Raw genomic sequence first — 13,953 nt, forward strand, 5'->3', positions numbered from 1 at the left:
GTCAGTACGACACGGTTCAACACCGGTTTGGAACGGCTCATCAACTGCAATCCTTGCTCGACTCAGGGGGTTTGCGGCGCAGTCTGGTTGCCACGAATGATTTCCACCGACCGCGGGCCGTGAGGGGGCCCACCGCCGGTCCGGACAGCGACGCTCGACTGCAAGCTCAGTTGGTTGAAGTGCGTAACGTTTCGATTGGCGGTGTCCAGCTGCACCGCGATGTCACTGTCGCCTGCCCAATAGCGCTGCAGGTTCTTCTCATCGGCACTGCGCACGGCCAGGCGTAAAGGACCGGCCTGTGAGGCAAGCATCAAGCGGTTGAGGAATTGTTCCGGCACGGCGACGACGACATTGCGGGCATTGATCGCAAGCTTCATCTGCTGGGCACGATCGTCACGGCTGCCGGACTGTTCATCGGGGCCCTGATTCTGCGGTCCGGTGAACGCACCGACGCTGAGCACGCGCAGCGCTGGCACGACGGTCTGGGCACTGCGGTCGGTACTGGCCTGATCGGGGGGAATATAAAGCAGCACATCAACGTAATCGCCGGGGCTCAGGTGCCCGCCCGCACCGATGATTTCATCGATGGCCAACGCCAGCGCACGCTCGCCAGGGCGAATCATCCGCGCCAGCGTGCCGCCAGCCTCGAAACTGCTGTCGGTTAGCCAGGTGCCCGCCGCAAGCGGCCGCCAGGACATGCGTCCTATGGCGTCTTCGGGTTTGCTGAAGCTGCCGACCGGAGCAACTTTGAGGTGTTCGACGAGCACGTCCTCAGACTTGATGGTTTCGTAGGGCGAGAGGTCTCGGGCCAAGACCAGCACCGGCTGGCGGGTCGGGTCTTCGGCTGGCTTTTCGGCAACAGCCGGACCGACCGGGGGCCCCGTCTGAGCCGCGGTCTCGGCAACAGGGACCTGCGGCGCGGGCGCGGGTTGACGGCTCAATACCAGTCCCCAATACCCGGCAAACAGCGCACCCAGCAAAAACAGTACAGCGAGCCCCATCGTGACGCGACTGCTCATGTCGCCCTCCCATCCCTGACTACAATCTCAAAACGTTAAGCGACCATCTGGCAGTCAGTTGGCGGTGAACATTCGTCATTTCGTTTATGAAGGTAGTCGAGGTCATTCAAAACGCCATTACTCGCCGGAAATTTCCTGAACATTCATTCGTTCGAGGGTCGCAAAGCCGAGCGCATGAGTCATTTGCCGTTATCACTTTGTGATTAATGCTTTCTTGTGATTGTGTAGTCCGGCATTGGCGGCAATGCTGTAGCTACGACAGAGTGTTTAATGTGTGTATCTGCGTAGTCGCGCCTTCAGGCGCAGGGAGAAGTCCGATGTTCCTAACGTACCTATCAGTGTTGATTCGCCGTTTCATAAAGGACGAGGAAGCTGCGTCCGCCATCGAATACGCCATTGTGGCCTCAATGGTTGCTCTGATCGCCATCCTGTTCCTCACCAACATCGGTGTAAGAATCAGGGCCATGTTCAACGCCATTCTCACCGGGCTTGGAGGCACTGCGGTATAACCCTCCAACACGGGTTTAACCTGAAATCATGTATATCCACCAGGTCCGGCAAGGGACTAAGACATGGCCGCACGCCCCGCACGCCAACAACTGTTGCTCGTTGACGATGAAGAGGACGCCAACGAGGAACTCGCCGAGTTGCTCGAAGGCGAGGGGTTTCGCTGCTTCACCGCGCCGTCCGTCAAGGAGGCGCTGAAGCAGCTGACCCTGCATCCGGATATTGCGCTGGTGATCACCGATCTGCGGATGCCGGAAGAAAGCGGTATCTCACTGATCAAGCGGCTGCGCGAGCACACCTCACGTCAGCACTTGCCAGTGATCGTCACCTCGGGGCACGCCGACATGGATGACGTCAGCGACCTGCTGCGCCTGCAGGTACTGGATCTGTTCCGCAAACCCATCTATCACGTGCGCCTGCTCGAAACCCTGAACAATCTGTTCCCCGAGCCGAAGGTTTATCAGGTAGGGCAGTAATCCACTGCTACCCATCATCCAGCTTTCATAAACGCCGGGTTGCCCATCAGAGCTGATAACTGAAGCTCAAGGTAAATCGCGGATTACGGTTGAAGCTGTCCAGGCCTGGGTCGGACATGGGTTTAGCTGCCTCCACCGCAATGTTGTAATAACGCCCATCACCCAAGCGCAAACCCAACGCCGACGATGACAGTCTCGAGTCCTTCACCTGAAGTTGGTTGAACCGGGTCCGCGCAGTATCCAATACCCCATACGGTTGCAGCACTTTCACCCAGTTGCCATCGCGCATGAAGTTGTAGTTGACCTCGTACGCCACGCCCCAGCCCTTGTCGCCCGATGCCTGGTCGGCGGGGTAACCGCGACCGAAATTCTGCCCGCCGAACTGCGCCCGCTCGCTGTCCGGCAAGGTGTCGTTGCTCCAGTACAACGCTGCCGAAAACACCCCCTGCCAATGCTCGAAGAACTTGTCGCTCTGAACCCCGGACAAACGCGCCCGAAAGAAATCAAGGTCATAGGTGTTGTCGTCGGTTTTGGCGCCCATGCCGTCAATCCCCCGGTACACGCCGCCACTGAGAATTCGCAGTTGTCGGTCCGTTGACTTGCGCCAGTCGCCCTCGATGGCCAGCGCTCGTATGTCGGTCCGACTCTGGATGCTCAAGGGAAAACCGACCACGTCATAGCGGATCTTGTCGTTGACCGCGTACACCCGCGCTCCGGCACTCACCCATTCGTTCCGGGCCGCAATCAACGGGCAGGTGAAACCTATGGAAAGGCGGTCGTTATCGCGCCGCTGGTTGAGCTCCAGGCCGTTATTCAGCGCGATGTTGGTGGCCGGCTCGCTACGGTAATGGGACGCCGACAGGTTCAACTGGGTACCCTCGGTATTGAGGAACTGACTGTAGTCGAGGCGGTAGTAGTGTTCCCTGTCATCACCCGGCGGAAACAGCGCGCTGAAGGTCAGTTGCTCGGCCGTCGACGTTTGCGCGTTGCTGCTCACGCCCAGTAGCGCCTGTAAGCCCTGGCGGTTGTCATCAGTGGTGCTAAGCGTGCTGGTGAGCGGTTTGCGCGAAGCCTGAGCAATCAGCGTGGTCGCGCCGTCCGTGGTGCCCGGTGGCGGCACCTGCGCCTGCAAGGTCACGCCCGGCACCCGGCTCATCAGCGAGGTATAACGCTCGAAGGTTTTGCGGGTCAGCGGGCGCTCCTGCTTGATCTTGTCGACCAACTTTTGCAAGTACGCCGACACATTGCCGATCTCCCCTTCCAGCCGATAATCGCGCACGTAGCCCTCTACCAATACCACTCGCACCAGCCCCTGCTCGAAACCTTGCGTCGGCAGAAAGGCGTAAGAAAGCAGATAGCCGTCGTTCTGATAACGCTGGGTGATGCCACGTGTGGCCTCGATCAATTCCGCAAGCGTCGCGTCCCGACCGATCAAGGGCTGATAGGCAGCTCCGAGTTGTTCCAAAGGATAAACGGTGCCGCCTTCGATACGGATTTTGCGCACACCTACTTTGGTGTTCATCATCAACGCGGTGGTATCGGCAGGCGGTATTGGCACTTGCGGGGCGGGCGTGGCGGGACGATAGGCATCGGCAGGAAGGTTTGGCGCCGGGAGCCTGCGCTCACGGTCATTGCTGTTGAGATAAGCGGGAAGTGCATCTGCGTTTGCGAACGACGCAGAGGTACAGATACCCAACATCAGGACAGGGATACAGGCACGCATACGGACACTCCAGTGACCACGACAGCAGTGCTCAAGCAAAAAAAGACAGGGGATCATCCAACTCCCCTGTCTGAAACAAGCGTAGGCGTAATGTGAGAAGTCGCTACCCTGGCAAGCCTGGAAAGAACACTCCATCGCGCGCAGGCAACTCGCGATAGTTCTCGCCCGCCTGGTACGGGTTACCTGCGACTGGCCACACCACCGAGGACGCCTGTCACCCCGTTGAGAATACCGCCGACTCCTCCGGTTGCTGTACTGCCATTCGGATTCACCAGGCCGCCCACCTGGGTCACCGTGTTGCCCACCGAGGAAACCGTACCCCCCAGCGCTGTCATGACCTGACCGCCATTGCCAGCCGCGACCTGATTGCCCAGATTGCTGACCGCACCACCGGTCTGCGCCAGCAGGCCGTTAACCGGAGCGCCCAGGCCCGTGGCGCTGCCAATGTTCTGTGTAACGCCAGCGACGTTGTTGACCACCGGTGCGACCGCTGCACCGACGTTGTTCGTCAATGCGCCGACCGGTGCGCCGATTGCCGTGTTGGCTACACCATTGCCGCCCAGGATCGGACCAAGAGAAGCGACCGTTGCGCCGACGCCAGTGCCGTTCAGACCGGCAGCGCCCAGTACGTTGCCAGCCGATCCGCTGGTCAATCCGTTACCCGCCGCCGCGACCACTCCGCCCACGTTTTCCAGCAGCCCTGGATTGCCACCCAGACTGGTGCCTGACCCGCCCTGCAGATAGCCTGCCGCAGTGCCGGCGACATTACCCACGCCACTGACCGATCCGCCGACACCTGAAATCACTGGGTTGCCCTGCGCGTTGCCCGTCAGGTTATCGCCGACAGTATTTAGCGTGCCCTTAACATTCTGCAGCACGCCATTGACCGGCTGACCCAGGCCCGTCGCGCTGCCAACCTGATCAGTGGTCGATTCCACCATGGCCACCACTGGCACCAGTCCATCGCCGACTGCCTGTGTTGTCGTACCCAGGGCACCGCTGGTCGTCGCGGTGCTCAGGGTGTCACCGAGCATGGTGACCTTCTGCCCGACGCCATCGACCACCTCACCCGTACCACTGACAACGGTACTCACCAACGGCACCTGCTCAACGGTCGACCGGGCAAATTTCCTGACCCCTTTGCCGACTGATGAAACGCCGTTGCCCAGGTTACCGGTGGCGCCGCCCACACTTGAAAGCGTTGTGCCCAGAGCATTGCTGTCGGTGCCCAACGTACCCAGGCCATCGACCAGGCCACTGCTGACAGCGTTGGTGGCCGTCCCCACCGACGACACAAGCCCGCCTGCGCCAGAGGTCAGATCGCTGACACCTGTGGCCGGCAGAGAAGACACGGCATCACCGACGCCCACCACGGCATCGCCCACGTGCCCGACTACCTTGCCCAACCCGACACTGGTCAGCGCGGTGGTGGTGCTGACCACCGGCGGCGTCACCACACCGCCGGTGCTGCCATCCCCTATACCATCCTCTATGCCACCACCCATTCCGACCGTCCCACCCGTGCCACCTGTACCTGCGCCTGTACCTGCGTCAACCACGGTGCCGCCGCCCGAACCGGCGGCACCGGCTGTTCCCCCCACACCACTGCCGGCGGTTTCGCCGCCGCTGCCGGTGCCGCCGCTATCGGTACTCGCGCCACTGGCGGAGTCGCCCGACGCACCCGAAGCTGAAGAGCCAGAGACGTGGCTTTTCGAGCCACCACCACCGCTGCTGCACCCTCCGAGGCTGACAGAAAGAACCAGGGCCAACGCCGATACCGCGAAAATCCTGTGAGTGTTCATCGAGAGAATCCTTCCTAACGCAATTGTCTGTTTGCTTTTCGGTACGACCCGAAAGCGCCTTTCCATGGCGTTATAACAATCCCGGGAAAAGACATGGGCAATTCTTAAATTGGTATTAACTACTTAGATAGGCGCAGAACTGAAGGCAAAACCACTGAATTTACTACCTGACGATTCAATGGGTTAAGCGCGTGATGCCGGACCTCTGGACGAAAGTCAGGTCGCTTAACCGATAGGCGCAGGGGCTAAAAATGTTCGTAATGTGGTTATCCGCCCGACGGACGCACTGCTTGCAGGCGCTGGATTGGATGGCTTTTACAACCTTCGTTGTCCGCCACGAATCCAGCGGTTGACCTGCCTCAATCCACCACGCTGAACGCCACCCGCGCGGTCTGTCCGCTTTCGTCCAGCACGCTCAATTGATAGCGGCCCAAGCGGCTGAAAGTGTGGGTGTAGCTGTCCTGATTGGCGGTATCGCCGACCGGCGCGCCGTCGATGAACCACCAGCGCCTGCCATTGCCACCCAGTGCCGACAACGTCAGGCGCAGCTGCTGCTGACTGCCGGTCGGCAATCGCAGCTGGTCACCTTCACGCACCCCAACAATCGATATCGGCGCCGCCAGGCTCAGGCCCTGAGGCGGGCAGGACGGATCGATGGCCGGCAAACGTGCTTCGCGACGTTCACCTTTCGCCAGCCAGGGCTCCAGAGGCGCGGGCCACAGCGCGATGTCGCGGGGCCGAGCCTGTGGACAACCTGCATCGACACGCAGCCCCTTGTCGTTGACCCACACTTTCTCCAGCAAGCCCAGGCCCAGCGGCTGATCGGTGGCCTGCAAGGTCGGCGGCGTGGTGCCGTCCAGTGTCCAGGCAAAGCGCTGACGCCGACAGTTGGGATCACTCTTGCTCATGGGCAGCCCCAACGGCCAACAGATCGCGGCCACGCCCACGTTCAGCGGAACGGCAGACACAGGCGCCAGGATATTGCGCTGCGCATCGCGGTTCACTAGCAGGTCATGCACCTGCAGCATCAGTGGCGCTGCCGAGGCCAGGCCGAACTGCCCCGGTACCGGGGTTCCGTCCGGCCGCCCGATCCACACGCCGATCAGGAAGCGTGGCCCCACGCCGATGGACCATGCGTCGCGAAAGCCATAACTGGTGCCGGTTTTCCACGCCAGCCGCGGGCGTTGCACCCGTTCGGCGTGAGGGTCCAGATCGGGTCGCGACTGGCCACTGAGAATGCGCCGGATGATCCAGGCGGCCCCCGGCGACATCATTGGCCGGTCACGCAACCGGTCCTGCGGTTGCAGACGAATATCGGCGCTGCGCCCGCCCCGTGCAAACGCGCTATAGCCACCGACCAGTTCCTCCAGACGACTGCCCGCGCCGCCCAGGATCAACGCCAGATTGGGCTCGGCCAGAGGCGGCAGGGTCAGCGGCACACCGCCGTTGCGTAACTCGGCAGCAAAACGCTTCGGGCCGTAAGCTTCGAGCAGTTGCACCGCCGGCAGGTTGAGCGACATCGACAGCGCCGAACTGGCCGCGACCGCGCCATTGAAGCCGGAGGAAAAGTTGCCCGGTCGATAATCGCCATAACGCCTTGGCACGTCCTGCATCATCGACTCGGAATGAATCAAGCCGGCATCCATCGCCTTGCCATAAAGAAACGGCTTGAGGGTCGAGCCCGGTGAACGCAGCGCGCTGACCATATCAACGTGGCCAAAGCGCCTGGCGTCACCGATGTCCACGGAGCCGGCGTACGCACGCACCGCCATGTTTTCGGCCTCGACCACCAGAATCGCCGCCGACGTACGCTCAGGCAATCGCGCGCGCCAGCCGAGCAAGAGGTCTTCGAGGCGGCGTTGCAACGCGGCGTCCAGCGTGGTGCGGATCAGCGGTGGGCTGTTTGGTCGATTCAGCCGTCGAGCCAGCAGCGGTGCCAGGCTCGGCTCCTGACGCGGGGCCAGCAACAGTGGTTCTTCCAACGCTTCGTCGACTGACTGCTGAGGCCACTTGCCGAATTCGGCCAGACGTCGCAGCACCTTGTCGCGGGCGGCTTGGGCGCGCTCTGGATGACGATCCGGGCGCAAGCGGCTCGGCGCCTGTGGCAGCACCGCCAGCAGCGCGGCATCGGCACGGGTCAGTTGCTGTGGGGATTTGCCCAGATACGCCCAACTGGCCGCCGCGACACCTTGCAACGTGCCACCGAAGGGGGCGCGGTTAAGGTACAGGCCGAGGATCTCCTGCTTTGACAGGTGCCACTCCAGTTGCGCGGTACGCCAGAGTTGACGCAACTTGCCAGGCAAGGTGCGTGAGTGCGGATCGAGCAACCGCGCGACCTGCATCGACAGCGTGCTGCCCCCGGACACAACATGCCCACCGCTGAGGTTTTGCCAGGTGGCGCGCAGCAGCGCCATGGGGTTCACGCCGGGATGCCGATAGAACCAGCGGTCTTCGTAGGTGAGCAGCGCATCGAGGTAATACGGCGATACCTGATCCACGCTTACCGGATAACGCCACACACCGTTGGCATCGGCAAAGCGCCAGAGCGGCGTGCCGTCTTCGGCCAGTACCACGCGAGCCAGATCATCTCTGGGCAACGGTAGCGGCCAGATGCGGTCGGCAAGCCACAGGATCAGGCACACCAGCAACAAGCTGCCCAACAACACGCGCACGATGCGCAGAGCAAGAAATCCACGCTTCATGCCAAAGAGCCTTTATCCTGCAGGGAACTCGCCCCGCCCATCGGTAGCCAAAGCGAACAGTGCCTTTTTCGGCTCAGCCCCTCCATCAGGAAGCAGACATGCAGGTAGAAAGCGTATTCGAATGGTTCGGCCAGGTAATCGGGGCCGTGATCCGCTTCGTCGTCGACGGGTTAAGCTGGTTGTTCAACCTGTTCACGCATGCCGGTGGCAATTTCGTCGACGGGTTGTCACGCACGCTGGGCATGGACACCTCACTGATCAGCATCGTGGCCCTGATCATCGGCCTGATGCTGCTGTACTCGGCGATACGCGCCTTCATGCGCGCTTCGATCATCATGGGGATCATCTGGCTGTTTCTGGGATTGTGGTTGCTGAGCTGGATTATTCATTAAGGTCGTCATTGGCTTGATCGTTCCCACACTCCGCGTGGGAACGCATACCCCGACGCTGCGCGTCGTCACAACAGCTGACGCGAAGCGTCCGTCGCTGCGTTACCACGCACAGCGTGGGAACGATCGTTGCGTTGGCTTGATCGCATTCAGCACGCACGCCGTACAGCCCCTGAGGGAGCGAATTCATTCCGGGCGGATCGGATAAGCGCCCCATCTGGGTCGCCTGTTCCATTTTTTTGATCGTTCCCACGCTCCGCGTGGGAATGCATACCCCCGACGCTGCGCGTCGTCACAACAGCTGACGCGAAGCGTCCGTCGCTGCGTTACCACGCAGAGCGTGGGAACGATCGTTGCGTTGGCTTGATCGCAACCGCGCCTTCCTTTGAAAACGCGGTTCTGCTTTCTACTTCTTCCCTTTCACCACCAACTGCGCAGGCGCATCACCCAGCGCCTGCCAGTTTGGCCGGTACATGGACTCGACCTGTGGCGGCGGCACGCGATAGGTGCCCGGCGTTACAGCCCGCGCCAGATACAACAGGTGCACCGTGTTGAAGCCTTGCAGATCCACCGCCGCGACGTAACGATCACTGCGGAACTCTTGATGCTTGAGCCCGGCGTTTTCCATCGACTCACGCCACTGCTTCACAGAAGCACTGGCATCTTCCAGACTGGCCGCGCTTTGCGCCAGGTTCTGGTTTTCGATCTCAAGACCGGCTGGCAGCAAATCCACCACCAGCGCATCGGGTACACGCTCCTTGGCTTTAAGCTCCAGATGCACCAGCACCAGTTCGCCGCTTTTCAACGCGTTGAGGTTCAGCGCCTGGCCATCCATGCCCAGATACTCACGACGAATCGCCAGGTTCTCGCCACCGGCCGCGGGCGGCTGCGAGGGGTAACCGGAAAGGGTCATCTGCTGATACAACGTGTCGCCACCGGTGTTCTGTACGGTCAGCGGCGCAGCCAGCACGGAGCTGTCGAGTTTGACGCCCGGTTGATCATTGCTCAGTTCGCGATGGTTGCTGCCGCTGTTCAAGGTTGCTGCCCACTTGCCTTGCGGCTTGCCGAGCAGATCGCGACCGGCGAGAAACAGTGAGTTTCGCTCCTGGGTCGACAGGTAGCGGCTGGCCGCAACTTGATCCGACAGGGCAAAAAGGCGCTCCTCGACCTTGTCAGGCACCAGCTTGTTTTCCTCCAGCAGCGACAGAATCAGCGCCTGATCGCGCAACGGGCTGCCATAGTCGGCCAGCCAGTCGTTGGCCTTGCGACCCGCCGCCAGCCCTGCCAGCAACGCTTGATCGGCACGGGGTTTGTCACCCATTTTTTCCAGCGCGATGGACAGTTGCACCAGCGGAAGACCTGAGCGCGCATCACTGCGACGATCGAACAGGCTGCGCAGCGCACCCAACGGCGCCTGCTGGCTGCGCGACAACACGAGACCCGCATAAGCCTGCACGGCGAAGCGGGTGTGCTCGGCGTTTTCGCTGTAGCTAACCTCGATCTGGTTGCGCTCCTGCAGGTAACGCAACAGGCGCTCGCTGGCTTTCTTCAAGGCATCCGGCGGCACCGCAAAACCCTGATCGCGGGCGCGCAGCAGGAAGTCGGTCACGTAGGCCGTCAGCCAGTATTCTTCCTCGCCATCAGCGCCCCACAGACCGAAGCTGCCGTTGTAGCGCTGCATGCCCAATAGGCGCTCGATACCGATTTCGATTTTGCGCTTGCGCTCGGCATCGGACTCACCTTCCAGTCCCAGCCGCTTGAGGACCGCAGCGTCGGCATACAAAGACGGGTACAGCCCACTGGCGGTCTGTTCCAGGCATCCGTAGGGATAAGCCTTCAGCGCCCGAATCTGCTCGCCAAGGTTCAAAGGCGGACGGCTCGACACTGACAGCAGCGCCTCACGCCCGGCAGGCTCGAACGCCTCAAGCGCACCTTCGGGCAGGCGCCACGCCTGATCCTTGAGCACTGCGCGATACTGCCTGAGCATTGCCGGGTAGGCCGGACGCACGCCGATGGTCCATTCACGACTGAACGCAGGCAGGTTCTCGCCCGGCAGATCCAGGCCATTGACCGTCACCTTGATCACGCCCTGACCAAACCCGCCCTGGGCCTTCACCGGAATCTGCAACGTGGTGCGCTGACCCTGATTGAGGCTGAACGCCTTGGTGCCATCGCCCTCAGCCAGACTCAGTTGCCCATGGGCGGTGACCTGCACATTGAGCGTCTGCGCCTTGCCGGACAGGTTCGACAGGTCCAGCGCCACGTTGGTCTGGTCGCCACCGGCAAGGAAACGCGGGGCCGACAGCTCGGCGATCAGCGGCGCGGCGATCACGGTTTTAGCTTCGGCCATGCCATAGCGCTCGTCGGTCCAGGCTTGGGCCATGATCCGCAATTGGCCATTGAAGTCGGGAATATCAACGCTAACCTCGGCATCACCCTGATCGTTCAGCGTCACGGGTGCGCTTTGCAACGCGACGATGGTGACGCTGGTTTCCGGACGCTTGCCGCCCTTGGCCAGCGCCGCATCACCGCCGAATGCCAGGCTCGCCAGACGATTGCGCCCGGCTTCGATCAACTGACCGTAGATGTCCAGTTGATCGGCGCCGTATCGCTTGCGGCCGAACAGGCCGGTAAACGGATCCGGCGTGGCGTATTCGGTAATGTTGAGAATCCCGACATCCACCGCCGCGACCAGCACATGCACATTCTTCGGGATCGAGCCGTCCGCGTTCCTGGCATTTACCTTGAGAGTCAGCGGCTGTTTGGGACGCATTTTCTCAGGCGCCGTGACTGTCAGTGCCAGTTTGCGTTGCGAGCGATCCAGCGGCAGGTGCAACACGCCGACCGCGCGTTTGGGCGTGACGTTAGCCTTGCGCTCGCCGGGCCGAATCACCAGCGCGCTGACGTACAGGTCGTGGCGTGCCCACTTCTTGTCCACCGGCACATCGAAGGTTTTGCCCTCGGCCGGCACGTCGATTTCCTGCCACCACAGCGGACCTTCGCTGGACTCCACCAACAGATAGCCCTTGCCCGCAGAAGGTGGGGTAACCGTGACCCTGGCCGTATCGCCATCGGCGTAGGCCGGTTTGTCCAGCGCCAGCTTGACCTGATCGGGACGCACGGCGCCGCCTTCGGCGTTGTCCTGCCACCGATAACCGGCCCAGAAACGTACGCTGCTGACGAGGCCGGTGGCCGGGTCTTCGACTTCGACGCGATAAGGCCCCCACTCCACCGGGAAGCTGACCTTGGCTGTGGAGTCCTTCTTCACGCTGAGGGTTTCTTCGGACAGGTTGAGGAATTTCTCGTTGTAGTGGTAACTCCAGCCATCGCTGTCGGAGTAGTTCCAGTAGTAGTCGCGACGCTCGCGAATCAACCGCACCTTCAGGTTGTCGGCGGCCAGTTGGTGGCCTTGGGCGTCGGCCATCAGCACCTCAAATTCCACCGGGCCATCGCCGTCGGTGGCTTCGCCATCGAACAGTCCGCGCAGGCCGGGCAGCGTGTCGGCAGGCCATACCGGTTGCGTCAGACGCCGGGTAATGGGGCGGCCACCGGACTCCTGCAGGCTGGCTTGCAGAACCAGCTCAAGCGGTGAACGGGCCTTGCCCCATTGGCTGTCAATGCTCAGGTCCAGTTGGCCGTTGGCGTCGAGGGTGCTGTCTTCAATCTCAAGATCCTGCTTGAGATCCTCCTCGGTCACTGAGCCAAACTGGTAGCCCGGCAGCCCCGGTACGGCTTCACGCAGCGGGCGCACATAGAGTTGACCGGTCAGCCGATTGCCCGAGGCAGGTGCGCCGTAGAGGTAACGGCCGTTGATGGAAATGTCGAACGGCGCATCAGGCGCCAGTGGCGTGTCGCTGCCCTTGAGTTCCAGCGCCATGCGCTCGGGCAGGAAATCCTCGACCTGGAACTCATACAACTGTGGCTTGCCGTCGCCCAGGTCAAACACTAACTGCCAGCGTCCGGTCGGGGCTTCGTCCGACAGTTGCAATTGATACTGGTACAGCCCCGTGGCGCCGGCGTCCCACACGAACTTGCGACTGACCTGATCATCCGGGCGGCGAACTTCCACGGTGATCGGCTGAGGTTTCACGCTCTTGCCGTCGTTGTCGCGCAGCAGGCCGTTGAGCAGCACCACTTCACCCGGGCGGTACAGATCACGCGGGCCGAAAATGAAGAACTGCAAGGGATGAGCCTGCGGGCCGGTGATGTCGAACTCGGCCAGATCCAATGCGGCGCTGTTCAGGCGCAGCATGCTGGTCTGCTCACCTTGATGGGCCAACAGCACTTGAGCCTTGGCTGGCAATGACAGTTCGGCGTGACCGGCACTGTCGGTCTTGCCCTGGCCGACCACGCGGCCCTTGTCGTCATACAGTTCAAGGCCTACGCCGTCCAGCGCCTTGCCGCCTTCGAGGGCCTGGGTGAAGACGTCCAGTCGACTGGTATAGCGGTGGGCCGACAGGCCGATGTCGCTGAGGGTAAACAGCGTCGCGGGCTGCGAATAGTTGTAGGTGCCCGAGGCGCGCATCACCGCCAGATACACGCCCGGCTGTTGCAGGGGCTTGATTCCGGAAATAGGCAACAGCACGGTTTCCCGGGTATTGCGCGCCGGGTTCAGGTCAAAACGGCCGCTGTAGACCAGATCGGCCATTGGCAGCAGTTCTTTGGCTTCATAGCTCTGCAGACTCGATGAGCCCTCCCACGAACCGAGGAACGCTGGCAGGGAGTCGGGCTTGATGCGGAAGAATTCGACATCGACTTTATCGACGTTCAACGCAATGACCGGCAGGCCTTCGGCCAGTCGTGTCGGCAGCAAACTGCCGCGACTGGCAAAACCGACCGTGGCTTGCAGGTCGGCGGTTTCCAGGCGCGCCGTGTATTCAGCGGCCAGGGTGTTGTTGTTCACCGCCACCAGACCGGGATCGACAGTCAGCACCAGTTTGCGCTTGGGCTCAAGGTGACGAAGACGCAACTCCATGAGGTTGTCCGACAGCTCCCATGCGCCATCGACCTTGCCGTTGACGCTGTCCACCAGATGCACTTGTTCGGCGAATTTCTGATCAGGGTTCAGCGGCACGGAAAAGCTCAGCGACAGCGTACTGGCACCGTCAAGCTGAACTTCCGAGACGTCGATCACGGTCAGTTCACGCCCGGCATACCGCTTGCGCAGTGCAGGTATATCAACGGCAGGCTTGGGTTTGCTCGCGTCTACAACCGCAGCTTGAGCGGCAGTTTGGGTGGGGGCAGCAGCGGGTTTGTCGGAATGGGAGGAATCACAGGCACTGAGCAGCGCCAGCGCGCAGGCCAGCAACAATCCTTTGTTAAGCATGAGTCACTC

The 13,953-nt window shown here is 61.6% G+C and carries 8 protein-coding genes; 3 read left to right on the top strand and 5 right to left on the bottom strand.

Going from position 1 to position 13,953, the window contains the following annotated elements; translation table 11 throughout:
• Window positions 1–62 precede the first annotated feature (62 nt).
• Entirely contained in the window at window positions 63–1,019 is a 957-nt protein-coding gene (gene cpaB, locus EC915_RS12365; RefSeq protein WP_133750818.1) for a Flp pilus assembly protein CpaB, read from the bottom strand.
• A 317-nt stretch (window positions 1,020–1,336) separates the two neighbouring features.
• On the opposite strand from cpaB, the gene EC915_RS12370 reads away from it, so the two are divergent.
• Together EC915_RS12370 and EC915_RS12375 are read left to right on the top strand one after the other, a co-directional pair.
• Window positions 1,337–1,528 (top strand): Flp family type IVb pilin, encoded by a 192-nt coding sequence (locus tag EC915_RS12370; RefSeq protein WP_133750819.1) that lies wholly within the window; start codon window positions 1,337–1,339, stop codon window positions 1,526–1,528.
• A 63-nt stretch (window positions 1,529–1,591) separates the two neighbouring features.
• Complete coding sequence (locus EC915_RS12375) at window positions 1,592–2,002, top strand: response regulator (RefSeq protein WP_133750820.1); 411 nt, start codon at window positions 1,592–1,594, stop codon at window positions 2,000–2,002.
• 46 nt (window positions 2,003–2,048) lie between these two features.
• Here the strand turns inward: EC915_RS12375 and EC915_RS12380 are convergent, their stop codons facing one another.
• The 3 genes from EC915_RS12380 to pbpC form a co-directional block, all read right to left on the bottom strand.
• Complete coding sequence (locus tag EC915_RS12380) at window positions 2,049–3,725, bottom strand: ShlB/FhaC/HecB family hemolysin secretion/activation protein (RefSeq protein WP_133750821.1); 1,677 nt, start codon at window positions 3,723–3,725, stop codon at window positions 2,049–2,051.
• 179 nt (window positions 3,726–3,904) lie between these two features.
• A complete protein-coding gene (locus EC915_RS12385) occupies window positions 3,905–5,527 on the bottom strand; it encodes a collagen-like triple helix repeat-containing protein (RefSeq protein ID WP_133750822.1) in 1,623 nt (540 codons plus the stop codon).
• Between the two features lie 359 nt (window positions 5,528–5,886).
• On the bottom strand, window positions 5,887–8,229 hold the full coding sequence (pbpC, locus tag EC915_RS12390) for a peptidoglycan glycosyltransferase PbpC (protein ID WP_133750823.1): 2,343 nt from the start codon (window positions 8,227–8,229) through the stop codon (window positions 5,887–5,889).
• Between the two features lie 98 nt (window positions 8,230–8,327).
• Between pbpC and EC915_RS12395 the strand changes: the two genes are divergently transcribed.
• Complete coding sequence (locus tag EC915_RS12395; RefSeq protein WP_133750824.1) at window positions 8,328–8,621, top strand: hypothetical protein; 294 nt, start codon at window positions 8,328–8,330, stop codon at window positions 8,619–8,621.
• Window positions 8,622–9,024: 403 nt separating this feature from the next.
• On the opposite strand, the gene EC915_RS12400 is transcribed toward EC915_RS12395, so the two are convergent.
• Window positions 9,025–13,944, bottom strand: coding sequence for an alpha-2-macroglobulin (locus tag EC915_RS12400; RefSeq protein WP_133750825.1), 4,920 nt, complete (start codon window positions 13,942–13,944; stop codon window positions 9,025–9,027).
• Window positions 13,945–13,953: the final 9 nt, after the last annotated feature.

The sequence above is a fragment of the Pseudomonas sp. LP_7_YM genome, assembly GCF_004364435.1.
Lineage (GTDB): Bacteria > Pseudomonadota > Gammaproteobacteria > Pseudomonadales > Pseudomonadaceae > Aquipseudomonas.